This window comes from Aeromonas sp. QDB54 (assembly GCF_027707385.1).
GTDB lineage: Bacteria > Pseudomonadota > Gammaproteobacteria > Enterobacterales > Aeromonadaceae > Aeromonas > Aeromonas hydrophila.
Genome location: NZ_JAPCIT010000010.1, coordinates 21,957 through 39,669 on the forward strand (window position 1 = coordinate 21,957; position 17,713 = coordinate 39,669).

Here is a 17,713-nt window from a genome sequence, read left to right on the forward strand (position 1 = left end):
GCTCAACCGAGTGTCAATCGGCCTCTTTTGTCATGGTAAAACAACATGTTTTTTACAGGGGCCGAGCCTGGAGAATTAATGAACAAGCAGCAGATCTACCACGGCGAATGCGGTTGTTTTGGCTGTTCAAGCCACTAGGAAAGACGCTAGAATCCACACTTTGCCGTTGAGGGGCATGGAACTTTCTTCGTTGTTCCTTGTCAGGCGGCCAGCATCTCTCGTACAGACCAATATTTTGTCATCATGGACGGTGACAGGACTATCCCAAGCTGGAGGGCATCATGGCCAGCAACGCACACAATCCGGTTAAAGCAGCAATCTGGGGGCTGTAACTCAGGGGCGGTAGCTATTGTCTTTTTCTTGGTTGGTGCCAGAAATCTGCCGCTTGAGCGGGCGTTTCCACTGCCATGAACTATTCGTAACAGGTTCAAGATAGAACCAAATTTCTATTAATTTTCAAGAGCATACCTATGAAAATTCTTGTCACTGGTGGCGCTGGCTTTATCGGCTCGGCGGTTGTTCGTCATATCATCCGGGATACCAACGACTCTGTTATCAACCTCGACAAGCTCACTTACGCGGGGAATCTTGAATCGCTGGCGGAGGTATCCGGCAGCGATCGCTATGCGTTCGAGCAGGTCGATATCTGCAATCGTGCCGAGCTGGATCGGGTGTTTGCTTTGCATCAGCCCTATGCCGTGATGCACCTGGCCGCCGAGAGCCACGTCGATCGTTCCATTACCGGCCCCGCCGACTTCATCGAGACCAATATCGTCGGCACCTACATGCTGCTGGAAGCGGCTCGCGCCTACTGGAACGGGCTGGATGAGGTTCGCAAGGCGGCCTTCCGCTTCCACCATATCTCCACCGACGAGGTGTATGGCGATCTGCCCCATCCTGATGAAGTGGCTCCCGGTGAAACATTACCGCTCTTTACCGAAACGACCCCCTATGCCCCCAGTAGCCCCTACTCTGCCTCCAAGGCATCAAGCGACCATCTGGTGCGGGCCTGGCGTCGTACTTACGGTCTGCCGACTATTGTCACCAACTGCTCCAACAACTATGGCCCTTTCCACTTCCCCGAAAAGCTGATCCCGCTGGTAATCCTGAACGCGCTGGATGGCAAGCCGCTGCCGGTGTATGGCAAGGGCGACCAGATCCGTGACTGGCTCTACGTAGAAGACCATGCCCGCGCACTCTATATCGTGGTGACCACTGGTGTGGTTGGCGAGACCTACAACATTGGCGGGCACAACGAGAAGCAGAATCTGGATGTGGTACGCACCGTCTGCGACCTGCTGGACGAAATGGTGCCCAAGGCGGGTTCCTATCGTGATCAAATCACCTACGTGGCCGATCGCCCCGGCCATGACCGGCGCTATGCCATCGATGCCAGCAAGATGAGCGCCGAGCTCGCTTGGCAACCGCAAGAAACCTTCGAGTCGGGTATCCGCAAGACGGTGCAGTGGTATCTGGATAACCAGCAGTGGGTCAACAACGTCAAGAGCGGATCCTATCAGTCCTGGATTGATCAGCAGTACGGGGAGAAGAAGTAATGAAAGGTATCATTTTGGCAGGCGGTTCAGGTTCTCGCCTTCATCCCATCACCCGTGGTATTTCCAAGCAACTGTTGCCGATTTATGACAAGCCGATGATTTACTATCCCCTCTCGGTGCTCATGCTGGCTGGCATCAAGGATATCTTGATCATCACGACGCCCGAGGATTCGGAAAGTTTCCAGCGCCTGCTGGGCAATGGTGAGCAGTTCGGTATCAATCTGCAATACACGGTTCAACCGTCACCGGACGGACTGGCCCAGGCCTTTATTCTGGGTGAGGAATTCATCGGCCAAGACAGCGTCTGCCTGGTGCTTGGTGACAATATCTTTTTTGGTCAGGCATTTGGCAAGCAGCTGCAAAAGGCGATTGCCAATCAGGAAGGGGCCACCGTCTTCGGTTACAAGGTCATGGATCCCGAGCGCTTTGGCGTCGTTGAATTTGATGAAGAATTCCGTGCCAAGTCCATCGAAGAAAAACCGATAAAACCGAAATCGAACTGGGCTGTCACAGGTTTGTATTTCTATGACAACTCCGTCATCGAGATCGCCAAGAGCATCAAGCCGTCTGAACGTGGTGAGCTCGAAATCACCAGCGTCAACCAGGCATATCTGGATCGTGGCCAGCTGAAGGTAGAACAGCTGGGCCGTGGCTTCGCATGGCTTGATACCGGTACCCATGACTCTCTGATTGAAGCTTCTCAGTTCGTGCAAACCGTTGAAAAGCGCCAGGGATTCAAGATCGCATGTCTTGAAGAGATTGCGCTTAACAATGGCTGGTTGAACCGTGACCAAATCAAGGCTATTGGCAGCAGCATGGTGAAAACTGGTTATGGCAAGTATTTGTTGAGTCTGATCAAATAAGAGATGTCGACATGAATGTAATCAAAACAAAAATTGCAGACCTGCTGATTATTGAGCCGAAAGTTTTTGGCGATGAGCGCGGTTTCTTTTATGAAACTTACCAGGAAGCGCGTTACAAGGCCGCTGGAATCACGCCGGATTTTGTCCAAGACAACCGCTCGCGTTCTACACAAAATGTACTGCGTGGTCTGCATTTCCAGAAAACCAAGCCACAGGGAAAACTGGTCACTGTGACCCAGGGCCGTGTATTTGATGTTGCTGTTGATTTAAGGCCAGACTCTCCTACCTTTGGTCAGCATGAATCTGTCTTGCTGACAGGAGAAAACAAGGTTCAGTTTTACATTCCGCCTGGATTTGCCCATGGTTTCTGCGTGCTGAGTGAAACGGCCGATTTCCAATACAAATGTACCGATTACTATGACCCGACCGATGAAAGCGGGTTGCTGTGGAATGATCCCGCGCTGGGGATAGAGTGGCCGTTGACGGCGCCGCTGTTGTCACCGAAAGACAGTGTGCAACCCACGCTGGCCCAGATCCGTGACAACCTGGTGAATGGGTGGTGAGCATGAAACGTTACACAGTGTTTGGCGGGCGGGGCTTTATCGGCAGCGAGATCGTCAGCATGCTGGAAGCTGCTGGCCAGAATGTCTGGGTGCCGCCGCGCGATGATGAAAGTGTATTCGACACCGATCTGGGGACTGTGATCTACAGTGCGGGGCAGGGTGACTGCAAGAATGCTCCGCTGGGGGTGTTTGATGCCAATTGTCGTTTGCTGGCCGATCTGCTGGCACGAGGCAAGTTTGAGCGTCTCCTTTATGTCTCTTCCACCCGTGTATACATGAATCAGGACTCTGCGGCAGAAGGAGATGACCTGAAAGTATGTTCCGATGATCAGCGCCGGTTGTTCAACCTGACCAAGCTGGTATCAGAAGAGCTTTGTTTGAAAAGTGGTCGTGACATAACCATTGTCAGACCGAGCAATGTCTATGGTGTTGCTCTGCACAGTCCGCTTTTCCTGCCGGCGATCACCCGTAATGCAATCAATCACGGCAAGGTTGACATGTATATTAGCCATGATTATGCCAAAGACTATGTTTCAGTGATGGATGTGGCAACTACATGCATATATTTATCTAAGCATCCAGCTAGCCTTGGTAAAATAATAAATATTGCATCTGGATTTAATGTTACGGCACAGCAAATTGCAGATGTACTGCAAGAACATACTGGATGTGTCATTAATTGGAACAAAATTAAGTTTCCCAATGAAGTATTTCCTGTGACAAATATAAGTTCTCTACTTTCTATTTTACCAGACTACTCTCCTAGAAATGTTCTTTCCGACATAGAAAGTATGATTGTAGAGTTTAAAGATAAACTGATGGATCTTTAAATGAGTGGCTTTAATCGACTTATTAAAAACTCAATATCTAACATTATAAATGGATTTTCAAATGTCATTTTAGGAATAGTGGTTTCTCCATTTATATTGAAAAATCTTACATTAGAACAGTTTTCTGTTTGGTCGTTAATCTTACAATTTGGACTTTTCATTAGTTTCCTTGGATTCGGTGCTCAAATTGCTGTTGGTCGATTTACATCGCTGGCTAAGTTCAATAATGATAATGCATTGTTTCGGAACACAATCTCTAACTCATTAGTCATTTGTTTTTTAAGCATGAGCATTGCATTTGTTGCAATAATATGTGCAGTGATAAATTTTAATTTTTTTATCCCTATAACAATGAATGATGGTAATCTGGAATATGAGATTTCTTTTGTTGTGGTATGTATATCATTTACTCTTGGATTGCTATCATCTATATTCTCCGGGTATTTCACGGGTATAGAAAGAAATGATATAATAGCGACTATCAATTTGTTCTCTAGAGTTTTTCTTGGCTTTGCTATAATATTCTTTTCAAGATATGGTCTTCTGCCGATGGCCATATCTTATTTTTTAGTAAATTTTATTTCATATGCAATTATTTTTACTGAGTACAAAAAGAGAGAGAAATCAAGAATCATCTTAAAAATATCTGATGGAATGAAAGCTCTGTTGTCATTTTGTGGCGGATTAGCTATATGGAATTTAGCGCAATTTTTCATATCAGGCACTGGAGCTTTTATTGTTGGGAAATATGACTTTCAACATCTAGCATATTATATATTGGCACTCACGTTAATTAATGCAGTTGTGGGGATAGCTGGTGCCATTATCAATCCAATAATACAACCCGTTGTAAAATTAAATGCTAAAGGGTTACATAATGAGGTAGATAATTTAGTTGTAAAGCTATCATTGCTGTTGTCAGTTCTCATCCTTATTGGGTTGAATATATCTCACTATGTATCTGAAATTGTATTAAATTTATGGGTTGGAGCCGACAAAGCTGGACCAACAAATCAAATATTCAATTACCTTCTCGCAGCCTTTTCAATAAGGATCGTTGTGTCACCTTATGGTATGAAACTTGTGGCAGAAGGCAAACAGCTTAGGATTTCTCATTATCCCCTTATGGAGGGAATTATTAACTTATTGTTATCCATCTTCTTTGTAAAAAAATTTGGAGCGATAGGTATTGCATATTCAACAATGTGTTCAGCTCTTTTATTAATGATTGCATATGCATATAAATTCTCATCAGAAAGTGCTCTTAGAAATAGCATGGTGAAAATATCAATACCGTTCTTTATAATACCAATGCTTTCTCTATCTAGTGTTTTTTTATTGGGATATTTCCCCATGTCAGAAATAGTTCTATTTATCCAATTGTTGATCCTCATTTCAGCAGTATTTCTTTTGCGAAGGATTATTTATGATATTCGAAGGGTTGTTAACATTATTTAAAATGGAAGTTAGCAGGAAAAAGATAATAATAAAATCTGAGTTCTATAAGAGAAAAAATAAAACATCTAGTTTTGAAGCTAAAAGTATACTTTTTGGTCGTGCTAATATACTACGCTCAGAGGTGGGGCGATATACATATTTAGCGGGTAGTGGTTTTATAAGTCATACACGTATTGGCGCATTTTGTTCCATCGCTGATGGTGTAAAAATAGGACTAGGCTCACATCCTATAGATTATATATCTACACATCCAGTGTTTTATTCTGTTGAAACTATATTTCCCTATCAGTTAGTTGATAAATCAATTTTGAAAAAAGTTAAATTTTCTGATGAATTAAAGTCAGTAGATATTGGGAACGATGTCTGGATTGGTACCAACGCTATTATTTTGAACGGTATTTCAATAGGAAATGGTGCTGTTATTGGTGCTGGTGCAGTTGTCACAAAGAATGTCCCTGATTACGCTATTGTGGGGGGGGTTCCTGCTAAAGTCATTAGGTATCGAAATGTTCCAGAGAAAGTCGATGGTAAAGATTGGTGGGATCTGGATGACATACAACTAAAAGAATATATTGAAAGTCATTATAATTATTCACAAGCGAGTATGTGAAGATATAAGTTTTATATTGTAATGTCATCTATGAATCGATATATAATTTTGTGACTAACTTTTATAGAGGGGGGGAGATGAAAATTGCAGATAAAATAAAAATGTTTTTTCTTTTAAGTCCATTCAAGAGATATCAGTATATAGAAAACTTATATTTCAAACTTAAGATGCGATTTTTCTATCGTTTGTTTTTTTTACATAGCGGGCGGGGCAGTTTGATTAGAAAACCACTTTTCCTGACGCCAGAATTTATTCATTTAGGTCGCAATGTATTTATTTGGGATGCCGCGAGGATAGAAGGTATAAAAAGTCATGAAGATCAAAAGTTCAATCCTAAAATAACAATTGGAGATGGTGTAACTATTCAGCAGCGATGCCATATTACTGCTGCTGGCGAACTATTTATTGGTGATAATTGCTTGATCTCTTTTGATGTCATGATACAAGATACTGATCATGTATATTCAGATATTACCATTCCCATAGGGTTACAGCCTTTATCTGTAAATCCAACTATAATTGGAGAGCAATGTTTCATTGGTAGTGGTACGAAGATCATGGCCGGTAGCCATTTAGGAAAGCATTGTATTGTTGGGTGTAATTCTGTTGTCCGAGGTCATTATCCTGATTACTCTGTCTTAGTTGGTAATCCAGCAAAGATAATAAAGAAATTTAGTATCAATAATTCTCAATGGGAGCGAAATATTTAACGCTTTTCATTTATGTGGAGGCAAGATTTGAGACTATTATTTATAGCTCCAGAATTCAACATATATCACCTGGAAATTGTCAAAAGATTAGAAAGACATGGCTACCGCGTAGATTATTTAAAAGAAAAGAAGATAGGTTTTCTATGGGATATTCTGCATAAAATTAGCTATAGAGTTTATGAGGCTTTACAAACAACAATTTTATTAAATAGTTTGAGAGAATTGAAATCAAAAAATAATAAATATAACATACTTTTTGTTATAAGAGGAGAGTTTGTCGATCAGCGAGTTATTGATTATCTAAATCGAGTTTTTATTTTTGAAAAAAAAATATCTTATCAATGGGATTCAGTGAAGAATAACCCGCAAGCAGTTACTCATTTTAGAAATAATTTTTCGGTGTATTCATTTGATCCAGACGATTGTAGGGTATTTGGATTTCACTACCAACCTCTTTTCTACATAAAATCTGGTAGTCATGACATTGTACATTCGTACGACTTAAGTTTTGTTGGTGTTTATACAGAAGAAAGATTGAATATAATAAAAAGAATACATCAGTTGTACTCAAAAAAGATAAAGATAAAGATAAAGATAAAGATAAATCCCCTTAAGTATCTTTCATTAAAATTTTTTGAGAAAAAATTAAAATATGTTCCCAGTGATTATTTCACATTTTCCAACATAAAATATCATAATGTTTTGTCAATAATGGAAAAAAGCTCTATTGTGCTAGACATCTCACATGTCACTCAATCAGGTCTAACAATGAGGACAATTGAAACTATAGGTTGTGGGAGCAAACTATTGACAAATAATTATATGATCCGCAAAGAAAAGTTCTATGATGAAAATATGATATCTTTATACGATATAAATGATTTTTCATTAGATATAAACGCTATTCTTAAAAGAAAAGTAAGCCATTATGAGAAGAAAGATTATTCCATAGATGCTTGGTTAGGTAGTTTATTGAGGTCGGATTGAATGCTAATTAATAAACGAGCTCTAGTCATTAACTTAGTTTTTGTTCTAACCGTATTTTCTTTATTTATACTCAATAATAACAGACAAGATCCATCCAATTTGTTTTTTTTGAACTCAATATTGTCATTGTTTACTTTTATATTTTTATTAGTTATTCCATTTTATATTTATGATAATTTATTGGCTAAAGTAAGAATTGTTGATTTTGTTTTATTCTCATTAATGCTCTTTAGTGTAGTGTTAGCCCTAATATATAGAGGGTATTTAGTTATACATTGGGTGTACTTGTCTATATTTTATATTATAATGTCAGAGCGATATTATTCTATCTCGTATAAACTAAAGTTGACCTTTGTCGGTGTTGGCACAATATCAGTGTGCCTTCAGCTACTAATGTTTGATCTAGATGGACGTCCCGTTCTAAGTTATATTGACTCTAATTATTCGTCGATGATGATTTTTTTGTTCTCAGTGTACGTTTATTACAACATTGGGCGAATATATTCTATAGCTCCATTTATTATTGGTGTTGTAACACTAAGTCGGGCATATGTATTAGTTTGTTTGTGTTTTTTTATACTTAACATTCTTATAAAATTTAATTTCATTAAAAAAATAATGTTATTTTTGAGCCGCGCTTGGGTTTCGTGCATCATCATTATATTTCTACCATTGGCTATTAATTATTTATTTGTTTCATATGTGCCTCCAGAGTCTGCGCATGTTACTACAGTCGATGAGAAATTTTCTGGAAGTTTGATTGACCGTTCTAATCTTGATCGATCTCTAGCTTCGGTTCTTTTTATTGAACAGTTAATTACCAAGCCGATGGACTATATATTCGGCATTGATATTGATTGGTATTTGGATAATGTGTTTAAAAACTCACCTCATCACTCAGTATTTCAGATGACATTAAACTATGGATGGCTTTTTTCTATTCCTTATATATGCATTTTCTTATCATGTTGTAGAAGAGTCTGTGTTAATAATAATGAAATTCTGCCATTCTACCTGTCTTTCCTTATCTATATTATGACTCTGGGAGGAGGGGTTTTTGGGATGACATTAGTTTTTATGGCATTCATTTTCAGATCGCAAAGAGTAGGGAGGGGAGGGTGAACAACAAAGAGCCAAAAGGGAAGATAATATTTATCACTCTTGATATAACCTTGCTAGGTGGTATTGAGAGAGTCATTTCTGTTTTGACTGAGCAGTTTGTTAAAGATGGTTATGATGTAGACATCTATTCTATTTTCAAAGTAGGGGATAAGCCATCATATAAATTCCCAGAAAATGTAAATATAACGTATCTTACCCAGAAGAAATATTTAGGTAAGCTAGAGTTATATTACAATATCCTTCGCTCGGTAATAAAAATTAGACAGTTATCTGAGGGGCATTGTGTTATCAGTACGCTGACAAATATAAGCTGTATTTATGGTGTTCTTAATTATTTTAAGTATGCTGAATTTATTGCTGCTGAACACTCTCAATACAATGCACATTCATTTTTAGTAAGGCTGTTAAGATTACTTGCGTACAAGAAATCAAAATATGTAGTGCCGCTTACAGAACATGACTTTAATATTTTTTCTAAATTTATTAGTATTGATAGAATAAAATTAATTAACAATCCATCTTCATTTAAATCAATATCGATATCAAGCTCTCTCGCCTCAAAACGCCTCGTCTCAATTGGTCGGTTGGTCGATGTAAAAAATTATTCGTTCATGCTGCAAGAGTTAGCTCCTTTCTTATTGAAGAATACTGACTGGTGTTTGGAAATTTATGGAGATGGAGAGCTAAAGCCTGTTCTATCAGCGTATGCCGATGTATTGGGTATTTCTCCGAATGTTAAATTTAAAGGCTTTGTTGAGAACGTGAATGAATGTATTGCCGGTTCTTCATTCTATTTATGTTCTTCAAAAACAGAAGCATTCCCAATGGCATTTTTAGAGGCCTTATCCCTTGGCATTCCAATTATATCAGTTAACTGTCCATTTGGGCCAAGAGAAATAATAAACGATGGTTTTAATGGTTATTTACTTGATTCCGACACTATATATAGTGACTTTTACTCATGCCTACAATCAATAAAAGAAGATGAACTTATTTATAATAGCCTACAGAAAGAGGCTTTTGCGTCATCCAAAAAATATGAGATTAGTCTAATAGCTTCAAAGTGGTATGAGTTAATCTCCATTTAAAATATAGGTGGTTTCAGCGTGAAGTTGAGCATAATAATACCGTCATATAATTCCGAACGTACAATTTTATCTGCGCTTGATTCAGTTTATCTACAGAATGTCAGTAATGATGACTTCGAGGTTATAATCATTAATGATGGGTCTACAGATAACTCGCTTGCAGTTATAGAATCATTCATTAACATTAGATCCATCAACAATATAAAGGTTATTACTCAAGAAAATGGTGGTGTCGCGTCTGCTAGAAATACTGGTATTCGTATATCAACTGGGCAATATATTGCTTTTCTAGATTCAGATGATGTTTGGCTGCCTGGTAAGATAAGATATCAGATAGATTTGATGGATTCTGATGATTCCATTTCTCTTTGTGGTGGAAGGTTTAACTCTACAAGTCTAGATGTTTCAAAATTCTCCAAGATAGCTGATGACGTATATGTGATAGACTTTAAAAGTCTAATTACTAGGAACTATTTTCAGCCATCAACAGTTATGTTTAGAAGTAGTATATTGCCTAGTGTTGGACTCTTTAAAGAGGGGATGAGGCATGCGGAGGAGGGATTGTTTTTTTATAACATTGCATACTCTTACAGATGTGTTTTTATTGATAAACTCCAAATAAACTTTGGTGGTGGGAAGTCTATGTTTGGAGAAAGTGGCTTAAGTGGAAATTTGCTCTCAATGGAAAGAGGAGAGCTTCATAACTACTTATCGATCTTTCGGGATGGTAAAATATCGCTTACTAAATACATCTTCTTGGTCATATTCTCACTGTTAAAATTTATAAGAAGGGTTATCATATCGAGTCTTATAAGGCTGAGAAAATAAAAATGAACTATTATAAACATTATGGTTTTTGGGGTGGGCTTAACTTATTTATATGTAAGTTATACACAATAATATTTTTTAATCGATCCAAAATAATAAGATTACCATTTGAGTGCAGGGGGAAAAGGCTGGTAGATTTTGGTGTTGGTTTGAGTACGGGACGATATTGCAGAATAGAAGCTTACGATAGTTCAGAAAATCACAATAAACTTACCAAGTTATCTTTCGGTCGTGACTGTCAGATTAATGACTCTGTGCATATTGTCGCTGCAGATAAAGTCGAGATTGGTAATAATGTTTTGATCGCAAGTCGGGTTTTTATTTCTGACCTCAATCATGGTTCTTATTCAGGCGATTTACACTCACACCCAGATTCTTTTGCTGCTCAACGATCTTTGAGCACATCTCCTGTTATTATTTATGATAATGTTTGGATTGGGGAGGGGGTGGTAATTCTACCAGGGGTTAAAATTGGCCAGTCATCAATCATTGGTGCGAATGCCGTCGTTACAAAGGATATTCCTGATTACTCTATTGCTGTTGGTAACCCCGCAAGAGTTATAAAAAAATATAATTTCTCATCTTTGAAATGGGAGGGGGCGTTCAATGGCCAATAACTGTATTTTTATCTGCCCAGACTTTTTTAATTACAAGGGGTTAATTGAGAAAGAGCTTTCTTTGAGATATGAAAAAGTATATTCTTTTTCTGACAGACCAGAATGTAGCTCATTACTTAAGGCCCTTATAAAATATAACATCCTTCATTTTCAAAAAATTTATTCAAGAAAGCATTCAACACTGATTCTTGATTATCTATCTGATAGGATGGATGATATATCTACAGTTTTCATTGTAAAAGGGACCTGTATAGATAGAACTTTTTTTACTCATCTTAAAATCGCCAACCCAAAAATAAATATTGTTGTTTATTCATGGGACTCCGTAAAAAATGCACCAAATTTTTTAGAATTATCAAAGTCTGCAGACTCAGTTTTTAGCTTCGATCCTGAAGACTGCCTTAAATATGGATTTTCTTACATGCCATTATTTTTCTATAAAACTATGGAGAGAAATAGACATGTAATCGCCAAAAAATATGACTTTTCTTTTGTTGGTAGTTATCATAGCGATCGAGTTGCTGTATTGAATCGTTTCTTATTAAATCACCCTAATGCTAATTCTTTCATAAAAATATTCTTCCAAAGTAGATTACAGTATTTATTTTATTTTTTTTATGATAGAAATTTAAGATGCATGCCAGCATCTTGGCTGACTTTTAATGCACTATCCAATGCAGATATAGAGGGTGTTTATAGAGAATCTACATACGTTATAGACATACATCATCCATCACAATCAGGATTGACTATGCGTACATGGGAAGCCCTATCATCAACAACAGCGCTTTACACTACCAATATATTTACTTTATTACATGGCATGTCAGGAAATGTTAGGTTTATTGAGCGTCGTAGTGGCTTAGAATTAGACCGAAATATTGTTTTAGATAGAGTGAAAGAGTATCAATGTTTATTGGGCGATGCTACATCTCCATTTGATGTCGAAGCATGGATTAATCATTTGTTAAAAAATGTTCGCCCGATATGAATGCTGTAAAGTATTCGCTACGGTTTTAAGTGTTTAATGCCCGGCAATAAATATACTTAAACATAATTGCTAGTGCGAAATATAGTTATGATAATGGATTGTGAGGTTATAATTGAGCTATCTCAGACGTCATTCACGCTGGTATGAGCGTATGTTATTTAGCGCTACTTCTCTTTTCTTCATTGGGGGTGTGCTCGCTGTTTGTTTACCTGCTATCGAGCGCTGGGGCTGGGAATTTTGGCGTCATCTTGATGCGGTTAGAGTTAATACTCTGTGTGGGGCCTTTATTGCATTCTTGCTGACGGGGATTGTTCTTCATCGCTTTCTACGCTATCCAGGTGCCAGCCCGGTTGCCTATATGATCCCTACAGTGACCACTCTCTACGGTGCGCTGGTCGGGATCCTCTTCTTCTTACGCTTACCTTACAGCCGGCAGGTACTGTTTGAGTCGTATGTGGTGGCCCTGCTCTGCTGCTGGTTGGCTTACTTCATCGGTCGTCGTTACCGGACTCCTAAGTATGCCTTATTGCCCTTTGGTGACTACCAGGCCTTGACTCAGCACTCTTGTGTACAGTGGCGCCTGCTGGATGAACCGGATTTGGGAGCCGTTCGCTATGACGCTGTGGTGGCAGATCTACGGGATGAAAAGTTGGCGGGTGAGTGGGAGCGTTTCTTGGCTCGGTGCGCCTTGGCCCATATTCCCGTTTATCATATCAAGCAGATCAGTGAGGCGCTCACTGGTAGAGTGAAGATTGATCACTTGCACGAGAACCAGCTAGGCTCTTTGTTGCCGTCCCCTGTGTACGCTTTCATCAAACGTGGTCTGGATATCCTAGCGTCAGTGATCGCTATCCCGTTGTTCTCGCCGCTGATGCTGGTGACGGCGATCTTGATCAAGCTGGAGAGCCCTGGGCCCGTGATGTTTTTGCAAAACCGAGTGGGAAAAGGAAACCAAAATTTTCAGATTTATAAGTTCCGCAGCATGTGTCAGAACTCCGAGCAGCACGGCGCTCAATTTGCACAAGATGGGGACATGCGCGTCACCCGGGTGGGCAAGGTGATCCGCAAGTTGCGCATTGATGAACTACCTCAGTTCTTCAATGTGCTCAAGGGAGACATGAGCCTGATAGGTCCGAGACCGGAGCAGCGTACTTTCGTGGATCAATTTGATCGGGAAATACCCTTCTACATGTATCGTCATATCGTACGACCCGGGATCAGTGGTTGGGCTCAGGTCGTGCATGGCTATGCAGCTGATGCCGATGATACCCGTATCAAGATCGAACATGATTTTTACTACATCAAGCATTTCTCCCTCTGGCTGGATGTTCTAATCGTGTTCAAAACCATTCGGACTATCCTGACTGGTTTTGGGGCCCGGTGATCCCGGATGAAGATCTTGTTGTTGGGGGCTCGTGGCCAACTGGGACGAGCCCTTTTTTCTGCACTGCACCAGATGTTTCCTAATTGGCAAGTTAATGCACTTGGAAGGGAAGAGTGTGACATCACGATTCCAGATGTCTTGTGTGGCTGGATTGATGCTTGCAGTCCCGATGTCATCATCAATTGTGCTGCCTACACGGCAGTCGATGAGGCGGAAAGTGAGCAGGAACTGGCCGACATGGCAAATCACCAGGCCTTGTTATGTATGGCGAGGGAAGCCAGGAATGCGGGGGCGTTGCTGGTGCACTTCTCGACGGATTATGTATTTGACGGGACAGGGACTCGACCTTGGCTTGAAACTGATCAACCCCGACCTCTGAATGTCTATGGAATGAGCAAGTATGCTGGTGAACTGGCCATACAACGCCTGTGCTCACACCATCTGATTATTCGTACTGGCTGGTTGTATGGTGGGGAAGGCAGGCACTTTGCTCGTACCATTTTGGCACGTGCCACGCAGGGACAGGCACTTGCTGTGGTTGATGATCAGTGGGGGGCTCCGACTCGGGTTGATTGGCTGGCGAGCGCATCTGTATTTGCGCTGTCGCAAGTGTTGAATTCACCTAATAAGGCAGGGCTATACCATCTGGTGTGCCGCGGCGAGACAAACTGGCATGGTTTTGCCTCTGCTCTGGTAAATGAAGCGTTTCGGTTAGGTATGTTGAAAGAACAGATAAATGTTCGCACGATTCATTCGGATGAATGGCCGCAACAGGCGCGCCGACCTTTGAACTCGAGGTTGGATTGCCATCATTTTTCCGATCTTTTTGGAACTGAGCAGCCACACTGGCAGGAACAGATGAAAGATTGGCTGCTTAATCTTAACAAATCAGAGGTGAAAGTAATATGAGGCTTTCATTAGAGCAGTCCAATTAAACAAATACTTATTAAGATGATTTGATACATCGTTGAAATAGTGAGAATTTTATTTATGTAATGAAGGTTATCTTTTGTTTAATTAGGTTATTTAAGTTTTAAATCACATTTTTATTGGTTTTTTAATATAAAGCTGCGGCTAAAAGTTATTAATTAATAACGTTTATACTATGCCTTGTGAAGGCTGTTGGTGTGGTATATATTTGTTGGAGCTTTTTCATTTTTAGAGATGAATATGAACAAACAACAATTAGATAATTTGGATAATAAGTTGCCACAAGGTTGGCAGGCAACTTCAGGTAATGAGATTGACTTGTATGAATTGTTTTTAGTACTGTGGCGTCAGAAAATACAAATCCTGATAATCACGGTCCTGTTTGCTATTGCTGGTATCGGTTATGCCCTGTTGGCGCCACAGGTTTGGGTTAGCCAGTCTCAGATAAAACCACCGTCATTGCAGGAAGTAGAATCACTCGAGCTCAGAGTTAACCAGCTGATTAACGCTCAGATACCAGCCGCCATTTTTGATTCGTTTAAAAAAGGCGCTCTTTATGGCGACTTTGTGAGCAGCTTCAACAGTTTCAATAACAAACGGCAGTTTCTGATAGAACAGGGTTATCTGGATATGGATGCAGAGGTAGCCGGGATAACGGATGATAAAGGGAAACGCACCCTGCTGAGGAAAATGGCTGATGGGATCAGCGCAGTTGCTTTTGATGCACCGAGTGACAACATTACCCTCTCTTTTGGAGCGGCCACTGCAACTGAAGCTCAGCAGCGGCTTAAACAATACATAGCTTTCATCCAGCAACAGGAGATTGCGTCGAAGAGCAAGGAACTGGAGACAATCTGGCAAAACCGGATAAAAGTTCTGCTGTCCCAGTATGACAGTATCAAGGCTGATACTCTTACCCAGCTGAAGGATGATGTTTCGCGTACAGAATACAGCCTGCGTATCAGTCGTGCGGCAGGTATCGAGACCCCGGTCGAGAACCTCAATGTTCGTGATGGATTTAATATCGAGTGGGGGGCTAAAGCGCTTGCTGAGAAGCTTAAAGTATTAAAAGAATTGAAAAATCTTGAGCTTCTAAATCCAGCCCTGAGCGATCTACGCTTACAGCTGAGTAGTCTAAGGGCTATCAAACTGGAGCAACAATCGTTCCAGTCTTTTTCCTATTTGGCTTCTCCAAGCGAGCCCCTTAGCCGCGACAAACCCAAGCGTCCTCTGGTGGTCGTGCTGGCTACCTTGCTTGGTGGCATGTTGGGGGTCGGTGTGGTTCTGGTTCGGCATGCTTTTCGTCGGCCAGAGCAGGTATGATGACCAAATTAAGTAAGGAACGGGGGGCTATGGCCCCCTTTTTTTCGGTATTTTCGTCGCACCGCTGATTTATGAGCACGGCTCAACAACTTAAAGGGGATCAAGGAAGATGAGCAATAAGGGTCTCTTTGCTGCCGTCTGCGCTCTGTACTGGCTGCTGGGCATGCATTTCTTTATGCACAACCCCGGTGGGGCCGGGCTCTATCTGCCGTTCAACGCCTGGGGCTGGATCTTCGCCAGCCTGGTCATCGGTCTGGGGCTGTGGCAGGTGACGCTGCAGCAGCGGCTGGTGTTCTCCTCTTTGCAGGGTTGCCTCTGGCTGGGGGCGTTGCTGTTGCTGCTGCCCATGGCCTATCCCGGCTTTGACCTGAAAGACTATGCGATTCCCCGTTTGCTGGGGCTGTTTGCCGGTCTGCTGTTTCTGTTCTGTCTCTACCAGTGGCAGTTGGTGCGGGCGTCCCGTGACCGGCTGCTCTATCTGCTGCTGGGGGCGGTGGCCATCGAGGCGCTGCTCGGCCTGGTGCAGTACTACCTGCTGATCCCGGGTAACTGGCTGGGGTATGACACCCGCGCCAACCGCCCCTACGGCATCTTTCAACAACCCAATGTGATGGCGACCTTCATGGCGACCGGGCTTACGCTGGCCGGCTGGCTGGAGCTGCGCGGTAATGCCAACCCCTGGCTCAAGGGGTTGCGCTATGGGGTGATCCTGGCGGCCAGCCTGCTGCTGGTGGCGCTGCAATCTAGGGTAGGGCAGTTGGGGGGGCTGCTGGCGTTGCTCCTGCTCGTGCCCGCATTGCATCGTCAGCAGCGGCTGGCGCTGGTACTGGGTTTGGTTGCTCTCGGTATCGGGCTGGGGATCGCCTCCCAGTACGGGATCAGCGGTGTCAAACGCGGGCTGGAGGCCTATCAGTCCGGCGGCATGCGCTCCATCTACTGGCCCTATGCCGCCAAGCTGATTGCCCAGTCTCCCTGGGTTGGCTGGGGTTACGGCAGCTTTGAAACCACCTTTTTGCACCACTACATGGCCGACAAGGCGCTGAACCCGGCCATGGTACAGATTGAATACAACCTCGATCACCCCCACAACGAATTCCTCTATTGGGCGGTGGAAGGGGGGCTGGCTCCCATGCTCGGCATGGTGCTGATGGGCGGTGCTCTGTTGTGGCGCGTGATCAAGGCCGGTTGGGTCAAGGGGGGGGCGCTGCTGGCGCTGGTGACCCCCATCCTGCTGCACACCCAGACCGAGTATCCGCTTTATCACGCCATCGCCCTGTGGTGGGCCCTGCTGCTGCTGGTGTATGTGCTGGATGCGGAAGTGGAGGAGGGGCTGCAGGCCTCGGGCCGTGCCAGCTGGCGCGAGTATGTCTATCGCCCCTGGTTGTTGCTGCGCTTCGTGGCCATCATCATTCCCCTGCTGGTGGTGCCCTTCATGCTGACCGCCATTCATACCGCCTGGGTGGTCACCCAGTACGAGCGCGGCGGCTACAAGGAGCCGACCCTGCTGCTCGACGTCGTCAATCCCATGGCCTGGTTGACCCGGGTCGAGTTTGACGTCAACTCGGTGCGGTTGATGGTCGGCTTGCAGGCCAACAATCACGCAGAGCTGGAGGCATATCTCGAGTGGGGTCAGGCGTTTGTACGCCACACGCCGCGAGCCAACATCTACGCCAACATGGTGATCGCGCTGGATGCGCTGGGACGAAAAGAGGAGGCCCGGGCACTGCGCCGCGAGGCGCTGGCGCTCTACCCGGGAGATCCCTTGCTGACCGGCTCGGCCGCCACCTCCGTGGCCACGGCGCTGGAGCGCAAACCCTCGGCCTGATAGCGGCTGTCGAGGCCATGTGGGGCCG

At 42.8% G+C, this 17,713-nt stretch carries 16 protein-coding genes; all 16 read left to right on the forward strand.

The window, feature by feature from the left end:
* Positions 1–470: 470 nt before the first annotated feature.
* The 16 genes from rfbB (at position 471) to PG881_RS11810 (ending at position 17,685) form a co-directional block, all read left to right on the forward strand.
* Positions 471–1,556, forward strand: coding sequence for a dTDP-glucose 4,6-dehydratase (rfbB, locus tag PG881_RS11735; protein WP_270800167.1), 1,086 nt, complete (start codon positions 471–473; stop codon positions 1,554–1,556).
* Entirely contained in the window at positions 1,556–2,419 is an 864-nt protein-coding gene (gene rfbA / locus PG881_RS11740) for a glucose-1-phosphate thymidylyltransferase RfbA (RefSeq protein WP_226172189.1), read from the forward strand. The genes rfbB and rfbA overlap by 1 nt, the downstream gene beginning before the upstream one ends.
* An 11-nt stretch (positions 2,420–2,430) precedes the next feature.
* Positions 2,431–2,982, forward strand: coding sequence for a dTDP-4-dehydrorhamnose 3,5-epimerase (rfbC, locus tag PG881_RS11745; RefSeq protein WP_270800172.1), 552 nt, complete (start codon positions 2,431–2,433; stop codon positions 2,980–2,982).
* A 2-nt stretch (positions 2,983–2,984) separates the two neighbouring features.
* Positions 2,985–3,812 carry an NAD-dependent epimerase/dehydratase family protein gene (locus tag PG881_RS11750; protein ID WP_270800173.1) on the forward strand — a complete coding sequence of 276 codons (828 nt, stop codon included), beginning with the start codon at positions 2,985–2,987 and terminating at the stop codon, positions 3,810–3,812.
* The gene (locus tag PG881_RS11755) at positions 3,813–5,270 is read left to right on the forward strand and encodes a flippase (RefSeq protein ID WP_270800174.1); all 1,458 of its coding nucleotides are present in this window, start codon (positions 3,813–3,815) and stop codon (positions 5,268–5,270) included.
* On the forward strand, positions 5,239–5,880 hold the full coding sequence (locus PG881_RS11760; protein WP_270800175.1) for a CatB-related O-acetyltransferase: 642 nt from the start codon (positions 5,239–5,241) through the stop codon (positions 5,878–5,880). Before PG881_RS11755 ends, PG881_RS11760 begins: the two co-directional genes overlap by 32 nt.
* Positions 5,881–5,957: 77 nt before the next feature.
* Positions 5,958–6,590, forward strand: a complete 633-nt coding sequence (locus PG881_RS11765; RefSeq protein WP_270800176.1) for an acyltransferase — start codon at positions 5,958–5,960, stop codon at positions 6,588–6,590.
* A gap of 27 nt (positions 6,591–6,617) precedes the next feature.
* Positions 6,618–7,577 (forward strand): hypothetical protein, encoded by a 960-nt coding sequence (locus tag PG881_RS11770; RefSeq protein ID WP_270800177.1) that lies wholly within the window; start codon positions 6,618–6,620, stop codon positions 7,575–7,577.
* A gap of 1,118 nt (positions 7,578–8,695) precedes the next feature.
* A complete protein-coding gene (locus PG881_RS11775; RefSeq protein WP_270800178.1) occupies positions 8,696–9,787 on the forward strand; it encodes a glycosyltransferase in 1,092 nt (363 codons plus the stop codon).
* 18 nt (positions 9,788–9,805) lie between these two features.
* Entirely contained in the window at positions 9,806–10,615 is an 810-nt protein-coding gene (locus tag PG881_RS11780; protein ID WP_270800180.1) for a glycosyltransferase family 2 protein, read from the forward strand.
* Positions 10,616–10,617: 2 nt separating this feature from the next.
* Entirely contained in the window at positions 10,618–11,232 is a 615-nt protein-coding gene (locus PG881_RS11785; protein ID WP_270800181.1) for a DapH/DapD/GlmU-related protein, read from the forward strand.
* On the forward strand, positions 11,222–12,223 hold the full coding sequence (locus tag PG881_RS11790) for a hypothetical protein (RefSeq protein WP_270800182.1): 1,002 nt from the start codon (positions 11,222–11,224) through the stop codon (positions 12,221–12,223). The genes PG881_RS11785 and PG881_RS11790 overlap by 11 nt, the downstream gene beginning before the upstream one ends.
* A gap of 151 nt (positions 12,224–12,374) precedes the next feature.
* Positions 12,375–13,607 (forward strand): sugar transferase, encoded by a 1,233-nt coding sequence (locus PG881_RS11795; RefSeq protein ID WP_270800183.1) that lies wholly within the window; start codon positions 12,375–12,377, stop codon positions 13,605–13,607.
* Positions 13,608–13,613: 6 nt separating this feature from the next.
* Positions 13,614–14,516 carry a dTDP-4-dehydrorhamnose reductase gene (gene rfbD / locus PG881_RS11800; protein ID WP_270800184.1) on the forward strand — a complete coding sequence of 301 codons (903 nt, stop codon included), beginning with the start codon at positions 13,614–13,616 and terminating at the stop codon, positions 14,514–14,516.
* A 261-nt stretch (positions 14,517–14,777) separates the two neighbouring features.
* On the forward strand, positions 14,778–15,860 hold the full coding sequence (locus tag PG881_RS11805) for an LPS O-antigen chain length determinant protein WzzB (RefSeq protein WP_257685327.1): 1,083 nt from the start codon (positions 14,778–14,780) through the stop codon (positions 15,858–15,860).
* A gap of 109 nt (positions 15,861–15,969) precedes the next feature.
* Entirely contained in the window at positions 15,970–17,685 is a 1,716-nt protein-coding gene (locus tag PG881_RS11810) for a PglL family O-oligosaccharyltransferase (RefSeq protein WP_270800185.1), read from the forward strand.
* The last annotated feature ends 28 nt before the right edge of the window (positions 17,686–17,713 follow it).

Coding starts and splice junctions, on each gene's coding strand:
- rfbB (WP_270800167.1), top strand. CDS start 471: ATGAAAATTCTTGTCACTGGTGGCGCTGGCTTTATCGGCTCGGCGGTT.
- rfbA (WP_226172189.1), top strand. CDS start 1,556: ATGAAAGGTATCATTTTGGCAGGCGGTTCAGGTTCTCGCCTTCATCCC.
- rfbC (WP_270800172.1), top strand. CDS start 2,431: ATGAATGTAATCAAAACAAAAATTGCAGACCTGCTGATTATTGAGCCG.
- PG881_RS11750 (WP_270800173.1), top strand. CDS start 2,985: ATGAAACGTTACACAGTGTTTGGCGGGCGGGGCTTTATCGGCAGCGAG.
- PG881_RS11755 (WP_270800174.1), top strand. CDS start 3,813: ATGAGTGGCTTTAATCGACTTATTAAAAACTCAATATCTAACATTATA.
- PG881_RS11760 (WP_270800175.1), top strand. CDS start 5,239: ATGATATTCGAAGGGTTGTTAACATTATTTAAAATGGAAGTTAGCAGG.
- PG881_RS11765 (WP_270800176.1), top strand. CDS start 5,958: ATGAAAATTGCAGATAAAATAAAAATGTTTTTTCTTTTAAGTCCATTC.
- PG881_RS11785 (WP_270800181.1), top strand. CDS start 10,618: ATGAACTATTATAAACATTATGGTTTTTGGGGTGGGCTTAACTTATTT.
- PG881_RS11790 (WP_270800182.1), top strand. CDS start 11,222: ATGGCCAATAACTGTATTTTTATCTGCCCAGACTTTTTTAATTACAAG.
- PG881_RS11795 (WP_270800183.1), top strand. CDS start 12,375: ATGTTATTTAGCGCTACTTCTCTTTTCTTCATTGGGGGTGTGCTCGCT.
- rfbD (WP_270800184.1), top strand. CDS start 13,614: ATGAAGATCTTGTTGTTGGGGGCTCGTGGCCAACTGGGACGAGCCCTT.
- PG881_RS11805 (WP_257685327.1), top strand. CDS start 14,778: ATGAACAAACAACAATTAGATAATTTGGATAATAAGTTGCCACAAGGT.
- PG881_RS11810 (WP_270800185.1), top strand. CDS start 15,970: ATGAGCAATAAGGGTCTCTTTGCTGCCGTCTGCGCTCTGTACTGGCTG.